At 71.0% G+C, this 16,852-nt stretch carries 14 protein-coding genes; 8 read left to right on the top strand and 6 right to left on the bottom strand.

The window, feature by feature from the left end; genetic code table 11:
- Nucleotides 1-115: 115 nt before the first annotated feature.
- Nucleotides 116-697 (top strand): dihydrofolate reductase family protein, encoded by a 582-nt coding sequence (locus ACFVTX_RS05810; protein WP_386898607.1) that lies wholly within the window; start codon nt 116-118, stop codon nt 695-697.
- A gap of 309 nt (nt 698-1,006) precedes the next feature.
- Complete coding sequence (locus ACFVTX_RS05805; RefSeq protein WP_386898606.1) at nt 1,007-2,704, top strand: LVIVD repeat-containing protein; 1,698 nt, start codon at nt 1,007-1,009, stop codon at nt 2,702-2,704.
- Between the two features lie 98 nt (nt 2,705-2,802).
- Here the strand turns inward: ACFVTX_RS05805 and ACFVTX_RS05800 are convergent, their stop codons facing one another.
- Both ACFVTX_RS05800 and ACFVTX_RS05795 read right to left on the bottom strand, forming a co-directional pair.
- Entirely contained in the window at nt 2,803-3,453 is a 651-nt protein-coding gene (locus ACFVTX_RS05800) for a DUF305 domain-containing protein (RefSeq protein ID WP_386898605.1), read from the bottom strand.
- 53 nt (nt 3,454-3,506) lie between these two features.
- Nucleotides 3,507-3,980, bottom strand: a complete 474-nt coding sequence (locus tag ACFVTX_RS05795; protein WP_386898604.1) for a DUF4442 domain-containing protein — start codon at nt 3,978-3,980, stop codon at nt 3,507-3,509.
- An 86-nt stretch (nt 3,981-4,066) separates the two neighbouring features.
- On the opposite strand from ACFVTX_RS05795, the gene ACFVTX_RS05790 reads away from it, so the two are divergent.
- Entirely contained in the window at nt 4,067-4,492 is a 426-nt protein-coding gene (locus ACFVTX_RS05790) for a VOC family protein (protein ID WP_386898603.1), read from the top strand.
- Between the two features lie 143 nt (nt 4,493-4,635).
- Nucleotides 4,636-6,339, top strand: coding sequence for a hypothetical protein (locus ACFVTX_RS05785; protein WP_386898602.1), 1,704 nt, complete (start codon nt 4,636-4,638; stop codon nt 6,337-6,339).
- 195 nt (nt 6,340-6,534) lie between these two features.
- Here the strand turns inward: ACFVTX_RS05785 and ACFVTX_RS05780 are convergent, their stop codons facing one another.
- Nucleotides 6,535-7,017, bottom strand: a complete 483-nt coding sequence (locus ACFVTX_RS05780) for a GNAT family N-acetyltransferase (RefSeq protein ID WP_386898601.1) — start codon at nt 7,015-7,017, stop codon at nt 6,535-6,537.
- Nucleotides 7,018-7,063: 46 nt separating this feature from the next.
- Entirely contained in the window at nt 7,064-9,520 is a 2,457-nt protein-coding gene (locus ACFVTX_RS05775) for a glycoside hydrolase family 5 protein (protein WP_386898600.1), read from the bottom strand.
- Between the two features lie 486 nt (nt 9,521-10,006).
- Here ACFVTX_RS05775 and ACFVTX_RS05770 point away from each other — a divergent pair, with 486 nt between their 5' ends.
- Nucleotides 10,007-11,173 carry an RtcB family protein gene (locus ACFVTX_RS05770; RefSeq protein ID WP_386898599.1) on the top strand — a complete coding sequence of 389 codons (1,167 nt, stop codon included), beginning with the start codon at nt 10,007-10,009 and terminating at the stop codon, nt 11,171-11,173.
- Between the two features lie 123 nt (nt 11,174-11,296).
- On the opposite strand, the gene ACFVTX_RS05765 is transcribed toward ACFVTX_RS05770, so the two are convergent.
- The gene (locus tag ACFVTX_RS05765; RefSeq protein ID WP_386898598.1) at nt 11,297-11,629 is read right to left on the bottom strand and encodes a hypothetical protein; all 333 of its coding nucleotides are present in this window, start codon (nt 11,627-11,629) and stop codon (nt 11,297-11,299) included.
- Between the two features lie 90 nt (nt 11,630-11,719).
- Here ACFVTX_RS05765 and ACFVTX_RS05760 point away from each other — a divergent pair, with 90 nt between their 5' ends.
- Nucleotides 11,720-11,992, top strand: a complete 273-nt coding sequence (locus tag ACFVTX_RS05760) for a DUF4242 domain-containing protein (protein WP_386898597.1) — start codon at nt 11,720-11,722, stop codon at nt 11,990-11,992.
- A 39-nt stretch (nt 11,993-12,031) separates the two neighbouring features.
- Here ACFVTX_RS05760 and ACFVTX_RS05755 read toward each other — a convergent pair whose 3' ends face one another.
- Nucleotides 12,032-14,941: an ATP-binding protein gene (locus ACFVTX_RS05755; protein ID WP_386898596.1), complete on the bottom strand. Its 2,910-nt coding sequence runs from the start codon at nt 14,939-14,941 to the stop codon at nt 12,032-12,034.
- Nucleotides 14,942-15,104: 163 nt separating this feature from the next.
- On the opposite strand from ACFVTX_RS05755, the gene ACFVTX_RS05750 reads away from it, so the two are divergent.
- Both ACFVTX_RS05750 and ACFVTX_RS05745 read left to right on the top strand, forming a co-directional pair.
- Nucleotides 15,105-15,368, top strand: a complete 264-nt coding sequence (locus ACFVTX_RS05750) for a hypothetical protein (protein ID WP_386898595.1) — start codon at nt 15,105-15,107, stop codon at nt 15,366-15,368.
- A 188-nt stretch (nt 15,369-15,556) separates the two neighbouring features.
- Nucleotides 15,557-16,852 (top strand): MFS transporter, encoded by a 1,296-nt coding sequence (locus ACFVTX_RS05745; protein WP_386898594.1) that lies wholly within the window; start codon nt 15,557-15,559, stop codon nt 16,850-16,852.

Here is a 16,852-nt window from a genome sequence, read left to right as displayed (position 1 = left end):
CACGTGGCGGAGGTTGCTCGCGATGTCACGCGATTCCGCCTGCGATGTCGATCGCGCGCCCGCCCGTTCGACGTCAGAATGAGACCGATCTCCGGTCGCCACGAAAGGACACGTCATGCGCACCCTCATCGTCAGCGAATTCATCAGCCTCGACGGCGTCGTCGACTCGCCCGGGGGCGGCTCGCACCCCCGCGCCGGCTGGACCTTCAAGGAGGTCCCGTTCGTCGAGGAGGCCTACGCGATCAAGGGCTCCGAGCAGCTCGAGGCCACGGCGATGCTGCTCGGGCGTGTCAGCTACGACGAGTTCGCGCCCGTCTGGCCGAGCATGGTCGACGACTTCGCCGAGTACAACGCGATGCCGAAGTACGTCGTCTCGACGACGCTCACCGACGAGGCGCTCCTGCCCGAGTGGGAGAACTGCCACGTGCTCGGCGGCCTCGACGAGGTGGCGGCACTCAAGGAGGGCGAGGGCGGGCCGATCATCGTGCACGGCAGCGCGACCCTCGCGCGGGGGCTCGCCGCGGCGGGGCTCGTCGACCGGTACCACCTGCTCGTGTTCCCCGTGCTGCTCGGCGCGGGCAAGCGGCTCTTCGGCGACGGCCCGGGCGACCCCGGCCCCACGACGAAGCTCGACCTCGTCGAGCACGAGGCCTACTCGAACGGCATCGTGAAGGCCGTCTACGACGTGGTCCGCTGAGCCCTCGGTCGGTCGAGTAGCGAGCGAAGCGAGCGTATCGAGACCACCACCCCGTCGCTTCTCGAGATTTCTGGTGCGCCGACCGCCCCTTCTCGATACGTTGGAGGAATTGGTCGGCCTTCCGGGGCCGCGGGCGCGCACGGGGGCGTGGGCGCTCGTCCATCGGAGGGCTCGATCGTTCATCGCAACGAGACAGTGCTGTCGCAACGAGAGATGAGGGCCACGCCGATGAGACTCGACCACCGACCCCCGCGAGGGCGCAGACGCGCACTCGCCGCCGCCGGAGCGCTGCTGCTCGGCGCCTCCCTGATGACGGCCACCGCGGCCGTCGCCGACGACGACCCCCGCGTCGACCTGCCCGCAGGTCTCTTCGACGCCGGAATGGCGGCGAGCGGCATCGACCTGCTGTCGAGCTCGCCCGGCACCGGGGTGTTCGCCGCAGGATCCATCAACTCCGACCTGGCCTTCACCGGCGACTACGCGATCGCCGGCAGCTACCAGGGGTTCCAGGTGTTCGACGTCTCCGATCCGGTGGCCCCCGTGCTCGCGAAGTCGTTCGTCTGCCCGGGCGGGCAGGGCGACGTCTCGGTGTACGGCGACCTCCTGTTCATGTCGGTGGAGCAGACCAGCGGCCGCATCGACTGCGGCACGCAGGGCGCTTCAGGCTCGGTGAACCCCGAGCGGTTCCGCGGGGTGCGCATCTTCGACATCAGCGACATCGCCAACCCGGTGCAGCTGCCCGGCGTGCAGACCTGTCGCGGTTCGCACACGCACACGCTCGTCACCGATCCCGATGACACCGAGAACGTGTACATCTACAACTCGGGCACGTCGAGCGTCCGCTCGCCGTTGGAGCTCCCGGGCTGCCAGAACGCCGCACTGACCACCGCGCCGGTGACCACGGGTGACCCGACGCAGTGGCGCATCGACGTCATCAAGGTGCCGCTCGACGCCCCCGAGACGGCCGCGGTCGTCAGCCAGCCGAGGATCTTCACCAACCCCGACACGGGCGCGTACAACGGTCTGCAGAACACCTTGGGCGGGCAGATCCACCCGAGCGGCACGGTCTACAGCCCGACGCCGAACACGAACACGTGCCACGACATCACCGCGTACCCCGAGATCGGGCTCGCGGCGGGCGCGTGCCAGGGCAACGGCATCCTGCTCGACATCAGCGACCCGGTCAACCCGGTGCGCGTCGACGCGGTCGCCGACCCGAACTTCTCGTACTGGCACTCGGCGACGTTCAACAACGACGGCACGAAGGTCATCTTCACCGACGAGTGGGGCGGCGGGTCCTCGCCGCGCTGCCGCTCGACCGACGCGCCCGAGTGGGGTGCGAACGCGTTGTTCGACATCGTCGACGGCAAGCTGCAGTTCGCCAGCTACTACAAGCTGCCGGTGCCGCAGACCGTCCAGGAGAACTGCGTGGCGCACAACGGCTCGATCGTGCCGGTTCCTGGCCGCGACATCATGGTGCAGGCCTGGTACCAGGGCGGTGTGTCGATCATCGACTTCACCGACACCGCAAACCCGACCGAGATCGCCTATCTCGACCGCGGCCCGATCAGCGCTGCGTCGCTGTCGCTCGGCGGCTACTGGTCGACCTACTGGTACAACGGGAGCGTGGTCGGCAACGAGATCGCGCGCGGATTCGACACGATGGGTCTCGCCGTGAGCGAGCAGATGTCGGCGAACGAGATCGAGGCGGCCGGTGAGGTGCAGCTCGGCCAGTTCAACGCGCAGATGCAGACGGCCATCGTGCACGAGCCGAGCTTCGCGGTGGCCAGGTCGTACATCGACCAGGCCGAGCGCGACGGCAGCCTGAGCGGCAAGGCGCTCACCGAGGTGCGCAAGCACGTCGACAAGGCCGAGCAGCTGGCAGATGGTGCGGCCGCGGGCCGTGCGGTCGTCGCCCAGCTCGACAACGCCGTCCGCAAGTCGGGGGCGGCCGTCGACTCGAACGTCGTGCAGGGGCTCACGGCCCTCTCTGCGACGTTCGGTTGATCCACCGGTGGGGAGGCCTCGGCCTCCCCACCGACACCGAGGGCCCGGCGGTTCGACCGCCGGGCCCTCGGTCGTCTCTGGATTCGGCGAAGCCGCGCTCAGCCCCGTTCGGCGAGCATCTGCTGCATGCGGGCGATCTCGACGCCCTGGTCGGATTCGACGTGCCGTGCGAAGGTGTCGGTCGCCGACTCCTGCCCGCCGCCTGCGGCGTAGAGCTCTTCGACCATCTGTTTCGCGCCCTCGTGGTGCTGGATCATGCTCACGAGGAAGAGCCGGTCGAAGTCGGCGCCCGTCGCGGCCTCGAGCTCGGCCATCTGCTCGTCGCTCAGCATGCCCGGCATGGCGGAGCCGTCGGTGCGGTGCCCGTCGTGGCCGGCATCGTTCACGGGCACGCCACGGTCTTGCATCCAGGTGACCATCTGGACGCGCTCGTCCTGCTGGCTCACCGACATGCGCTCGGCGAGCAGCCGGATGTCACGGCTGTCGGTGCGCTCCTCGACGAGGGCGGTCATCTCGATCGCCTGGTCGTGGTGGTGGATCATGTCGCGCATGAACGCGACGTCGAGTTCGGTGTGCCCGGGCGCCTCGATCGCGTCGGCCTCGTCGGGGGAGAGGGTGCGGTTCGGTTCACCGGGGGCGCCGAGCTGCACGACGGGGCTCGTGGGCTCGGGGGAGTCGGGGGTGCCTGTGCAGGCGGTCAGTCCGAGTGCGAGCACGAGCAGCGTTCCGGCTCCGAGACACCGTGGCATCACCGACATCCATAGACCTCATCTTCATCGAAGGGCACGTGCCACCCATCTAATCAGGTGGGCGTCGACTCGGTGACCCGCCGCTTCTCGCGCACGTAGACCTCGCGGCGAACGCGGGCGACGACGTCGCCGTCGCGATCGGTGATCTCGGTCTCGAACCACTCGAGCACCTTTGCGCCGCCGCGGGCGCGCTCGCGGAGCTCGTCCGCCTGGAGCTTCGGCACCTCGAAATGGGCGGTGAGCACGCCGCGACCGGGCTTCAGCAGCTCGATCTCGCCGCGGGTGTCCCAGACGACGTAGTCGCGCCCGAGCTGGTGCATGATCAGCATGAAGTAGTAGGGGTCGGTCATCGCCGAGAGCGAGCCGCCGAACGCGGTCTTCACGTAGTTGCGCGTGATCACGTTCACGTGCAGTTCGACGGTGGCGCTCGTCCAGTCGTCGGCGAAGCGCCGCACGCGGATGCCGCTCCACAGGTTCGGAGCCCACAGGCTCATGCCGATGGCGAGTCGTCGAGGGGTGATGCGCATGCCCCGATTCTGTGCGAATCAGGATGCCACGCGCGAATGCGTTGTCGAACGCCGCCAAGCCGACCGGGGCGGCGTAGGGTGCGGTCATGAGCAGTGCACCGGGTGGCGCCCCGCGCCGAGTCCGCCAGCTTCGTCTCGTCGTGGAGGCCGAGGACTGGGAGGCGGCGGTCGCGTTCTACCGCGACGTGCTCGGCCTCGTGGAGGAGGAGTCGTACGAGGGCGAGGACGATGCCCGCGTGATGATCCTCGATGCGGGCAGGGCGACGCTCGAGCTGTCGAACCCCGCGCAGGTGCGGCTGATCGATCGCGTCGAGACCGACGGGGTGCGGAGCCCGCACCTGCGGGTCGCGTTCGAGGTCGACGACACGCCGGCCGTGACCGACGAGCTCGTCGAGGCGGGTGCCGAGCTGCTCGCGACCCCGCGCGAGACGCCGTGGCGCTCGATCAACTCGAGGCTCGCTGGGCCCGCCGGGTTGCAGCTGACGGTGTTCCAGGAGCCGGGCGACGAGTGAGCGGCGCACGCCCGATTCGCAGATCCCTCGACTTCTTCCTCGAATCCGACGGGTGGAGCGCTTAGCATCGGAGAGGCGTGCGCACCCCCGGCGTGCGCTGATTGCCCGCCCGCCCCGGCGCTCACCCCCAGGAGCCTGACCCGATGATCCCCGCAGACGATCAGTCCACGCCCGGGTTCCCTGCGCCGGCGGCCGAGCCCGAGTCGCGTGCAGCGCGTCGCAGCGCCGAAGCCGGCGGCACCTTGCGTCCCCGCCGCATGCCCGAGCGTGCGAGCGTGTGGGCGCCGCCCGCGCCCGAGGTCGGCGGTGATTCCGGGCCGTCGTCGCCGGTGCCGACGGCCTCCGCCGCGCAGCCGACGTCGGGCGAGATCGAGCGCTACTACCTCTGCTGCGAGGTGCCGAGCGGCGACTTCGTCGAGGTCATCCTCGCGGTCACCGACGGTTCGCGCCGCCGCTACTTCACGACGAGCGACGGCGACCGCCTCGCCGAGGTCGACGAGTACTACTTCGTGCGCCGCAGCCTCGGCGACGCCCGCTCGATGCTCGAGCTCGACGCCCGCGAGATGGCCGAGCTCGAGGCCGAGCTGAACTTCGTGCGCCCGCTGCGCGGCCGCGATCCGCTCGCCGAGCTCGCGGCCGAGGCGTCGGTTCCCGCGTGGGTTCCGCCGACGGATGCCGGGGACACGATGCCGCTCGAGGTGACGGCCGAGCCCGTTGCGGTCGAAGAGCCCCAGCCCGAGCCGGTCGCGGAGGCCGCCGAGATCGAGTCCCCCGAGACCGACGCCGAAGCGTGGGCCGACCTCCTGCGGCGCGCCGGGTTCGAGGCACCCGAACTGAGCCTCGACGAGCCTGCGACCGCGGCCGAGCCCGTGCAGCCCGTGCAGCCCGTCGAGCTCTTCGACGAGGACCGTGTGACCTCCGACGTCGACCCGCTCGTGGCCCCCGAGCCCGCGCCGGCGACCGATCATGCCGCGGCGCACCCCGAGACGCTCATGTCGGAGCCCGTGCTCATGCAATGGGCCGAGACGATCGACCGTGAGCCCGAGCCCGAGCCCGAGCCCGAGCCCGAGCCCGAGCCCGAGCCCGAGCCCGAGCCGTCGGTGGCGCCGCTCACTCCGCCGAAGCTGACGCTCGTGCCCGAACCGACCCCGCGACTGTCGCTCGTGCCTCCGGTGACCCCCGAACCCTCTGCCATCGCGCCGGCGCCCGTGCCGGTCGCGACCGACCTCCCCGAGGTCGCGCCGGTCGCGCACGCGACGCCGACCCTCGACCCCGACTCGAACAAGGAGACGAACCCTGTGGCGATGATGACCAACCCGACGGGCGCACTGGCGCCCGCGGCATCCGTGACCCCCATCGCGGCCCCTGCTGGCCTGCACTCGGCCCCGCAGACCGCGCCCGCCGTCGATGCCGACGCGGCCGCGCAGGTCGCGCTCGCGAAGGGCATCGCCTTCGTGGCGCACCGCGGCCAGGTCGACCAGGTCGGCGCCGACTACATCGATCACCCGGGCCGTGTGGCCGAGCACTTCGACGCGGCGACCGAGCCGGTCGCGACGGCGGCGGCGTGGCTGCACGACGTGATCGAGCGCAGCGCGGTCACCGAGCAGGATCTCTTCGAAGCGGGCGTGCGCCCCGACATCGTCGAGGTCGTGGTGCTGCTCACCCGCACGCCCGAGATGAGCGACGACGAGTACTTCGCGCGTATCCGCCGCAGCCCGCTCGCGCGTCGCGTGAAGCTCGCCGACGTCGCCGACAACTCCGCGGCGTGGCGCGTGCGCAAGCTCGACTACGACGCCCAGCAGCGTCTCGCGGCGAAGTACCGCAACGCCCGCGAGGCGCTCGGGTAGTCGGCCCGGCGCACCTTCTGCCGGAGAGCGCACCGCCCGCCGCGGAGGCCCTATTGCTGCGCGGCGAGGGCTGCTCCCGCTGTGACGGTACCGAAGTACCGAAGTACCGAAGTACCGCCTTCGGGTGAGGGGAACACTCTCCGAACGGACCGGGCGCCCTCGGCCCTGCACTCCCCGCGCGATCGCCCCCGGCGGTCAGCGCGTCGTCAGGTCCTTGGCGAACCAGTGCTCGGCGTACGGACTGTCATTGAACGGCGCGACCTCGGCGTAGCCGAGCTTCGCGTAGAGCGCGCGGGCCTCCACCAGGTCGTTGCGGGTGTCGAGGCGGAGAGTCGTGCGTCCGCTGCCCCTCACCGCATCCTCGACCGCTCCGACGAGCGAGGCGCCCAGGCCCTGACCGCGGGCCTCGGGTGCGACGAACACCCGGGTGAGCTCTGCCGCATCGTCATCGAGGTATCGGGCGCCGGCGCACCCGACCGCCACACCGGCCTCGGATGCGACGAAGAAGTCGCCCCGATCGCCGCGCAGCCCATCGTCGCCGCCCTGCGCGAGCTCCTCGTCGATCTCGGCGTCGGCGGCGGCCCGCCCGTAGTAGCGGGTGATGATGTCGTCGAGGTAGCGACGGAGGATCGCCACCGCGGCCGGGTCGGCAGGGTCGAGTCGGGTGATCAGGGGCACCCGCCCAACCCTATTCGCGCCGCCCGGCGCGGGGGCATCCCATTCACTACTTGGTCGAGAGCGCGTACTCGCCGTCGGCGCAGGCGGTGACGATCCATCCTCCGTCGACCTGCTCGAGTTCGAGCTTGCTCAGACCGCGCTCCTCCAAGAACTGCGGCTCCGCCTCACCGGGGATCCACACCTGGAGCCCGCAGAGCGGTTCGCCGACGACGCCCGTGAGGGCGAGCTCGGCGCCGTCGTCGCCCGCGACCCCGGCCTTCAGGCTCGTGATCACGCCCGGCGCCTCCTGCGGGTACGCCCGCGACAGGATGCTCAGCAGGTGCTCCTTGCGCGGCGCGTCGTCACCGGTCGCGCAGTCCTCGGAGAGGAGCGCGTTGCCGAGCTCCTGGATGCCGTTCTGCGGGTCGCCGCACGCCTGCTTCCACACCCAGTAGGCGCTGCCCAGGATGCGTGCATCCTCCTCCGTGGCGTACCGGGAGAGGTGCGCCGCGGTCGACGCCTCGTCGCCCCAGTACCCGTACTCGCCCGACCACATCGGCATGCCGAGCTCGTCGGCGACCCGCTGACCGAGTTCGAACTGACGCTCGGTGCTGACGATCGTCGGAAGTCCCAGCGAGGCATCCATCGTGATCGACTCGGCGTAGAGGTGCGGGGAGAACGCGACGTTGAGGTCGTCGGTGAAGCCGATCGACGGGCCGCTGTCGAAGCCGAGGCCCGACCAGAGGATGCTCGGCTCGACGAACACGATCTGCGGAGCGCCGGCCTCGCGGATCGCGGCGATCGCCTTCGCCGAGAACTCGCCGTTCTTCTTCGAGGTCGTGAGCGGGGCGGTCTCGCCGAAGCCGGGCTCGTTGAGCAGGTCGAAGCCCGCGACCGCCTTCTCGTCGGCGAACTCGCCGGCCAGTTCGCCCCAGGTCCGGGCGAGCGCGGTCTGGATTCCGTCGGTGTCGAACCAGAAGTGCTCGAACGCGCGGTCTCCGGCGGGCGAGATGTCGCGGCCCGTGAACGAGCAGCGCGGGGCGCCGTCCCAGTGCGTCGCCCACTCGGGGGCGCCGTCGTAGCCCCACATCGGGTCGGTGCCGGGCCGGCAGGCGGTGCCCTCGGCGGTCGGCAGGTTCGACCAGCCGTCCTGGTGCATGTCGAGCACGGTGCGGATGCCGTGCTCCTCGCCCCACGCGACGGCCTGCTTCACCTGCGCGAGGTACTCGGGGTCGAGCTCGCCCTGCGTCGGCTCGAGCGCCGACCACGACATGCCGAGCCGCACGACGTTGAAGCCGTACGTGGCCATGTCGGCGAAGTCCTGCTCGGTGAGCTCGCGGGTCACCGGCAGGTCGGGGGTCGCCTGGTAGAAGTCGACGAGCTGGTTCACGTTGACACCGCGCAGGAGCACCTGGTGGCCCTCGCCGTCGGCGAACCGTCCGTCTTCGACCCGCAGGAAGCCCGCGGGCACGGATGCCTCGTTCCGGTCGGTCGCGACCGCGCGTGCCGCCGGTGCGATGAGCGAGGCGGCGATCGCGGTCACCGCGACGACGGCCACGCCGACGCCGATGCCCGCCGCGACGCGTGAACCCTCCGTCGGTTGAAGAGCGCCCGACGCAGGAGGACGCGTCTCGAAACCCTTGCCCGCCGCCCGCCGCGCGACCACGCGGTCGGCGACGAGCACGACGACGGCTGCGATCCAGCCCGTGCAGGCGCCGAAGGCCAGGCCGTCGGCGACGTGGACGTAGGTGGCCATGAGCGGCCAGAGGTCGCCGCGGAACCCGTCGTCGACGATGAGGCCGATGACGCCCTGCGCGAGGCCGAAGAGGCCGCCCGCGACGAGTGCGCCGAGCCAGGTGCCGAGGAACCCGGTCACGCGCCGGCGCATCCACCGGATGCCGAGCCAGCCGGCGCCGATGAGCAACGCGATCGCGACGAGCATGCCGACGAAGCCGAGCACGTCGCTCCCGGGCCGCGGGGTCGGGATGCCGGGGGCGTAGGTGGCGCCCGTCCACCACGAACCTGCGAGCAGCGGCGCCGCCGCGCCGAACGCGACCGCCCCCGCCCAGGTTCCGTCGGTCGAGTAGGCGCGCAGCGCCGTATCGAGACCCGCGCGCGCCGCGCGTCGCGCCACGACCCGCTCGACCACCCGAACGACCCCCGCCACGATCAGCGCCGACGGCACCGCCTTCGCCGCGATGTACCCGGCGGCCCACGCCGACAGCGGGACATCCCCGGTCATCGCGAGGCAGGCCGCGAACTGTGCGAGCAGGGCGGCGAGCACGACTCCGGCGGTCAGCGTCCAGTATCGTTCGCCCGCGCGCACCGCGGCCCACCACACGACGGCGAGCATCACCGGCACGAACACGACGTAGCGCGCGACGGGCCACCACAGGTCGAACCGCGGCGTGCCGCCGGGCCAGCCGACGAGGGCGAGCAGGCCGGTCGGGTCGATCACCGACTGGATCAGCAGGAGGGCGGCGGTCGCTGAGACGGCGACGATCGGACGGCGAACCTGGCGCATTGCACTCCATCGTGACTTCGGGGGTCGGGTCAGCCAAGCATCCGTACTGGGTACGGGCACGTCAAGAGGAGAGTGGGACAAGTGACCCAGTTGTGACCTTCGGGGCTCTCGTCGGTCGAGTAGGCGCGAAGCGCCGTATCGAGACCACGCCGCCGACATCACTCTTGACCCCCGCCCCGAAACGCCGCTAGTGTTCGAAGGCTGCGCCGACCGCGCAGCATCCCCGGAATCTGGAATGGAGGCGGCCGTGAACGTGCATCTGCAGCGCACGAACAAGCCGACCTTCGTCGAGCCCATGAACCTGCGCGATCAGCGCGGGTTCAATCGTGAACTCGACCAGCTTCTCGATCAGGCACCCTGACGCCCGCGACCACTCGCGAATCCGTCACCCCGTGCCGCTCGAGGCCCGGGGTGTTTCTCTGTCTGCGCGCGACGAGACCCTCGGGCCCGAGGAACTCCGCAACAGCAACCAGACAGGAAAGGATCATGGAGAAGATCTCCACTCGGCTCGTCTCGTGGGCGAGCCTGCTCGACGAGCAGACGATCGAGCAGGCCCGCGTCTCATCGACGATGCCGTTCATCTACCCGCACCTCGCGCTCATGCCCGACGCGCACCTCGGCCTCGGGGCCACGGTGGGCTCGGTCATCCCGACGCTCGGCGCGATCATCCCGGCGGCCGTCGGCGTCGACATCGGCTGCGGCATGATCGCGGTGCAGACGCAGTTCGAGGCATCCGAGCTGCCCGCCGACCGGCGGGCGGTCAGGGAGCAGATCGAGCGCGCCATCCCGCTCTCGGCGGGCAAGTACAACCGCAAGATCGTCGCCACCGCCGTGCCGCGCGTCGCCGAGCTCGAGGCCCTCGCCGAGGCGAAGGGCTTCGACCCGGCACGGTACGCGGGCAACTGGCGCGAGCAGCTCGGCACGCTCGGCAGCGGCAACCACTTCATCGAGGTGTCGCTCGACGAGGCCGACCGGGTGTGGCTGTTCCTTCACTCGGGCAGCCGGGGCGTGGGCAACAAGATCGCGCAGCATCACATCAAGGTCGCCCAGCGGCTCGCGAAGCAGTGGTGGATCGAGCTGCCGAACCCCGACCTGGCCTACCTCGTCGAGGGCTCGCCCGAGTTCACGCGGTACATCGCCGAGCTCAGGTGGGCGCAGCACTTCGCACTGCTCAACCGCGAGGAGATGATGGATCGGGTCATCCGGCAGGTCTCCGAGTGGGTGGGCACACCGGTGGAGGAGCGGCAGCGCATCAACTGCCACCACAACTTCACCGAGAGCGAGGAGCACTTCGGCAAGCGGGTGTGGGTGTCGCGGAAGGGCGCGATCCAGGCCGACGTCGGTCGGCTCGGGCTGATCCCGGGTTCGATGGGCACCGCGTCGTACGTGGTCGAGGGGCTCGGCGACGCGATGTCGCTGAACTCGTCGCCGCACGGCGCCGGCCGGGAGTACTCACGGTCGAAGGCCCGGAAGACCTTCACGCACGAGCAGCTGCGTGAGGCGATGGTCGGCATCGAGTTCCGCGACACCGACGCGTTCATCGACGAGATCCCGCAGGCGTACAAGCCGATCGACCGGGTGATCGCCGACGCGGCCCCGCTCGTGAAGGTGCGGCACACGCTGCGGCAGATCGTGAACGTCAAGGGCGTCTGAGGGATGCCTCGGGGCTGCGGCCCGCGCACAGGGGGAACTTGCGCGGGCCGTGGCGCCGGCCGGGTTCGGCCGGTCGAGTCGCGACGAAGGAGCGTATCGAGACCCGCTCGCGTCGCTGCAGCGCTACCAGTCGCGCGGCACCAGCATGCGCTTCGGCTTCTTGCGGATGACCCGCACGAGGTATGCCGCGTTCTCGAAGGCGATCTGCCCGGCGACCGCGGCTCCGAGCGCGAGTCCGATCCACGCAAGCCAGGCGGGCATCGGCCGGGCGCGACCCACGGTCTCGAAGGGGCCGATCTGCTCGACGACCGACGAGGTCAGCATCCAGGCGCAGCCGACCGCGGTCGCGAGGCAGACGAGCATGATGAGCGTGCACAGGATGACCACGACGGGATGCGTGCTCTCGCGGCGATACCGCGGTCGCAGCTTCTTCTTGCGCTCGTGACGGGTGCTCACCCGGGCGAGTCTACGGCCGCCGCGCCGGGCGGTGCGGCCCGACGATCGGAGGAGTACCCTCGTCACCACACGAGTTCAGCAGGGGGTGCGATGCCCTACTTCATCATCGAACGCAATTACGCCGAGCGCGCCGTCTTCGGCGAGGGGGTCTTCGACGAACTCAACCTCATCAACGATGAGGAGGAGGTCCGCTGGCTCTACTCCTTCCTCTCGATCGATCGCCGCAAGAGCTACTGCGTGTACGAGGCGGAATCGGCCGAGGCGATCCTCTCCGCGGCGATGCGTGCGGGGCTGCCCGCCGACGTCATCACCGAGGTCGACGGTCGGGTGCTGCCGAGCGGCCTGTTCGCTGCGGTCGAGTGACGACCCGCGGTCGAGTGACGGCCTGCACCGAGGCGCCCGTCAGACGATCCCCTGCTCGCGCGCGAAGCGCGCGGCGCGGGTGCGGTTCGGCACGTCGATCTTCATCAGGATGCTGCGCACATGGTTCGCCGCGGTGTGCTCGCTGATCACGAGCTCGTTCGCGATCTCGCGGTTGCTGAGCCCGTCGGCGATCAGGCGGAGCACTTCGGTCTCCCGGGCGGTGAGCCAGATCCCGGGCATCGTGGATGCCTCGGGCAGCATGCGGAGCACTCGGACGAGCCCGAGCGGCTCGGCGATGGCGCGGGCGCGACCGGCCGAGGCATCCGAGGCGGCGCTCTCGCCCGAACGCCGGAGGTACGCGGCGGTGGCCGCCGCCGTGTAGGCGATGTGCAGCGGCGCTTCGAGCTGCTCGGCCAGGTGCATCGCGCGCGTGAGGTGCTCGATCGGATCGCCGGTTCCGCATAGGGCGTCGATCTCGCCCAGGTACCGGTCCGCCGGGCCGAACTGGGCGAGGAAGAACTCCGAGACGAGGTTGAGGCCCGAGTAGTCCGCGAGCAACGGCCGAAGCGTCGCCGCGGCATCCGTGTCGCCGAGCGCGAGGGCGGCCTCGCACATGAACGTCAACCGTGCCGGCCAGTCGCTCGAGACGTGCGCCGACGCGTCGTCGTGCTCGAGCATCCAGTGCAGGAGCCGTCGGCACGGCTCGCGCATGCCGAGCTCGGTGTACAGGGCCAGCAACGCCGGTGCCCAGGCATGCGTCGGTTGCTCGTCGCCACGGATGGTCGCGGACGCGATGCCGAGCCTGCCGGTCTCGCGGCGGATCATGAAGCCCTGGATCGCGCTCGCGCTCGTCTTCGTGTCGGACAGGAAGCCGTCCTCGATCACGCCGATCCGTTGCAGGCCCGCCTTCGCATCGGTCAGGCGTCCGTCGGCGAAGGCCCGCCCGAACCGTGCGCATTCCGCCCAGTAGCGCCAGTACGACCCCCACCGGCCCACGATCGAGTCGAGCATCCGTTCGCCGCGATCCATCCCGACCGGGTCGCCGATCACATACGAACCCCAGTGCGTGACGACGCCCGCGAGGCCCTCCCAGTCGTTGTCGTACGTGCCCGCGCAGAGGACGGCGAGCTCGTCGGATTCGGCGAGTCGGTCTCGAACGCCCTCGGGCCGCTGCGAGTGCCAGATCCGCGCGCGCAGCGCGGCGGCGAGGGTCAGGTCGTCGCCGAGGGAACGCGCGAGGGCGATCGCGAGGTCTCCCTTCTCTGCGCCGGTCGAGATGTCGCCGGTGAAGGCGATCGCCCGGCCGAGCCTCGCGATGCCCTCGATGACGAGCGGGTCGCGACGGTCGTCGGGTATCGCCGCCATCGCCGAGGTCAGCAGCTCGCGGCTTCGCCGCCCGTTGAGGCCCGGCCGCCACGAGGCGTCTTCGTAGCCGATGGCCGCACGCAACCGGATGCGCGGGTCCGAGGTCTCCATCGCGCGCTCGTACTGCCTGCGGGCATGCGCGAAGTCCGAGGCATCCGACCAGCTCTGCGCTGACCGGAACAGCAGGTCGAAGCGTTCGTCGGGCCGCGGGGCGATCTCCGCCGCCCGCTCGAGCAGGCGGCCCGACTCCTCGTGCGCGAGTCCGAGTGCGGCCGTCTCCGCGGCGCGTTCGAGGTACTCGACGGCGCGCTCGCCGAAGCCGAGCGCCCGCGCCGAGAGGTAGTGGTGCGCGAGCCGCTGCACCCGGCGAGGGGCCGCGGGGAACTCCGCCTCGAGTGTCTGGGCGATGCGGGCGTGGATTCGCATGGCGTCGGAGGAGGTCAGCCCTTCGAGCACCGCCTGCCGAGCGATCGAGTGCGGAAAGGCGTACGGGTCGCCGGGGCGGGGAGGCGGCTCGAGCAGGCCGGCCCGAACGCTCGCGTCGATCGCCGCGAGCGTGTCGGCCTGCGGGGCGCCGCTCGTGGCGAGGAGCTCGACCAGGTCGAACTCGTGACCGAGCAGCGCCCCGATGCGAAGGACGTCGAGCTCGTCGTCGGTGAGCAGCGCGATGTGCGGGAGCAGCAGCTCGAACGCCGACTCCGGCAGCTCGACGCGTCGCTCGCGCGTCGCGAGGGCGTCGAGCACGTGCCGCCAGGTGGTCCGCACGAGATAGGCGTTGCCGCCCGTCACCTCGGCCACGGTCGCCGCTCCCGCGCTCGCCTCGTCGGCCGGCACACCGCCGACCTCCAGGTACTCGGTGAGGTCGGCGACGCTGAACGGGCGGACGTGCACGACCTCGACCGAGGGCAGATGGGCCACACGCTGGATCACCTCGGCCAGCGGCTCGGACCGATCGGGCGGGTCGGGCCGCAGCGCCGCGATCACGAGGATGCGCGCGTCGGCCGTGCCGACGATGAGGCGATTGAGCAGCCTGACGGCGTCGTCGCCCGCCCAGTGCAGGTCGTCGAGCGCCAGCACGATGGGCCTCGTCTCGGATGCTGCGACGAGCAGTTCGACGACGGAGTCGAACAGGCGGTCCTGGCCGATGGCCGGCGCCGCCGCACGGTCGAGGGCGCCGAAGGTGTCGCGGACGGCCGAGAGCACGGGGTCCGCGTCGGCCGCGAGTTCGTTCTGCGCGGCCTCGCCGATCCGGCCGGCGGCCCGACCGGCCTGGCCGGCCTCGAGCGCCGCCAGGAGCGGCCCGAGCGCCTGGCCGAACGGCTCGAGCGGGCGCCCGAGCTCCTGGATGCAGTCGCCGTAGAGCACCGCCGCGCCCAGGGTGTGGAGTGCGCTGCCGATCGTGGTGAGCAGCCGTGACTTGCCGGTGCCGGGTTCGCCCCGCAGGAAGACCGTGCGGCCCGCACCCGCCTCGGCCGCCGTGTACGCGGAATGCAGCGCGCGGAGTTCCTCGCGCCGTGCCACGAATGGCGGGGCGCCGGTGTTCGTCCAACTCGTCGGCAGCGCCGGTGCGGTCCAGTACCGCATGCCCCTCACGATAGCCCCGAGCACGGGCGGGGTCGATGGTCCGAATTGCCTATGCCGGCGCCGCGTGAAGATGACCGATCCGCGTCATGCGGGGCGGATGCCGCGTCCGTAGCGTCGGCCTCAGCCGGTCGCAACGGCGCACCGGACTGGAAAGGGAGTCATCATGAACACGCGAGCGATGCGGTACGCGGTTCCCGTCGTGGCCGTGGCACTCCTCCTCTCGGGGTGCGGACTGACCGCCCCACGAGATGCCGGTACGGCGAAGCTCACCGTTCCGGAGATCTCGACCGAAGGGTGCAACGTTCCGCCGTACGTGCGCAAGAACCTGCCCGAGGGGCTCTGCGGCACACCGACCGTCGACCCGGTCGACGACGAGCTCAGCTTCGGCTGGTACCAGCGGCAGCGGCTCCACGGGCGAACCAACTGAACGCCGATTCACGCGAAGAACGGATGCCACGTGGCATCCGTTCTTCGCGTGCGCCCGTCGGCGTGGTCTCGATACGGCGCTGCGCGCCGACGCGACCGACGGACGTGTCGATCTCGCCCGACCCCGTTCGACGCATGAGTAGAAGCACCTGCTTCACGAAGCATCCGAACTCGGCAAGGAGCACGATCATGACCGCACCTCGGGCCCTCCGCCCCCTGCGCCACCCCGCCTACCGCTGGCTCGCCGCCGCGCTCGTCGCGTCGATGGTCGGCGCGGGCATCTGGATGGTCGCCCTCGTCTGGCAGATCGTCGCGATCGGCGGGGGAGCGGCCGAGCTGTCGCTCGTCGCCGGCGCGAGCGCGGTCGGGATGCTCCTCACGACGCTGCTCGGCGGCGCACTCGCCGATCGCATTCCGCAACGGCGCATCCTCATCACGGTCGAGGTCGTGCGGGCCGCGAGCGTCGGGGCGGTCGCCCTGCTCGCGCTCGCCGGATCCCTCGACGCCTGGCACCTCGCCGTCGTCGCCTTCGTCGGCGGTGTGATGGCCGGCCTCTACTACCCGGCGTACTCGGCGCTGCTGCCGAGCGTCGTGCCCGAGGACGAGCTGCTCGCCGCCAACGGCTTCGAGGGCATGGCCCGCCCGGTGCTCATGCAGGCCGGCGGTCCGGCACTCGCGAGCGCGCTCATCGCGATCTCGTCGCCCGGAGCGGCGCTCGCCGTCGCCGCGCTCACCGGAGTGGTCGCGGCGGTGTGCCTGCGACGGGTGCCCGAACAGCCCCTGCGCCGCGAACCGGCGAGCGGAACGGGGCATCCGGCCGTGGCCCTGCTCGTCGACGTGCGCGACGGATTCGCCTACATGATGCGCACGCCGTGGCTGCTCGGCACGCTGTCGTTCGCGTCGCTGCTCATCCTGCTCATCATGGGGCCGTTCGAGGTGCTGGTGCCGTTCGTCATCAAGGACGTCGCGGGCGCCGGCCCCGAGGGTCACGCGCTCGTGCTCGCCGCGTTCGGCGTCGGCGGTGCGGTCGGGTCGATGGTCGTCGCATCCCTGCAGCTGCCGCGCCGGTACCTGACCGCGATCGTGCTGCTGTGGGGCCTCGGATGCCTCCCGCTCGCCGTCTTCGGACTGACCGACCAGCTGTGGGTGATGGCGCTCGCCGCGTTCGCCGTCGGCGCCGCGTTCAACGGCGGCGTCGTGATCTGGGGAACGCTGCTGCAGCGCCGGGTTCCGCCGGAGATGCTCGGACGCGTCTCGAGCCTCGACTTCTTCGTCTCGCTCGCGTTCATGCCCGTGTCGATGGCGATCGCCGGGCCCGCGGGCGCGCTCGTCGGACTGCCCGTCGTCTTCCTCATCGCCGGCATCGCACCGCTGATCATCGGCGTCGTCGCGATCGTCGCGGCCCGCATGCGCCGCGACGAGCTCGAGCACCCGCTGGATGTCGCAGAGGAGCCGGCGTTCGCGCAACTCGTCACCGCTGGTTGA

The sequence above is a fragment of the Agromyces sp. NPDC058136 genome, assembly GCF_042884375.1.
Classification (GTDB): domain Bacteria; phylum Actinomycetota; class Actinomycetes; order Actinomycetales; family Microbacteriaceae; genus Agromyces.
This window is presented reverse-complemented; position numbering and strand designations above follow the sequence as displayed.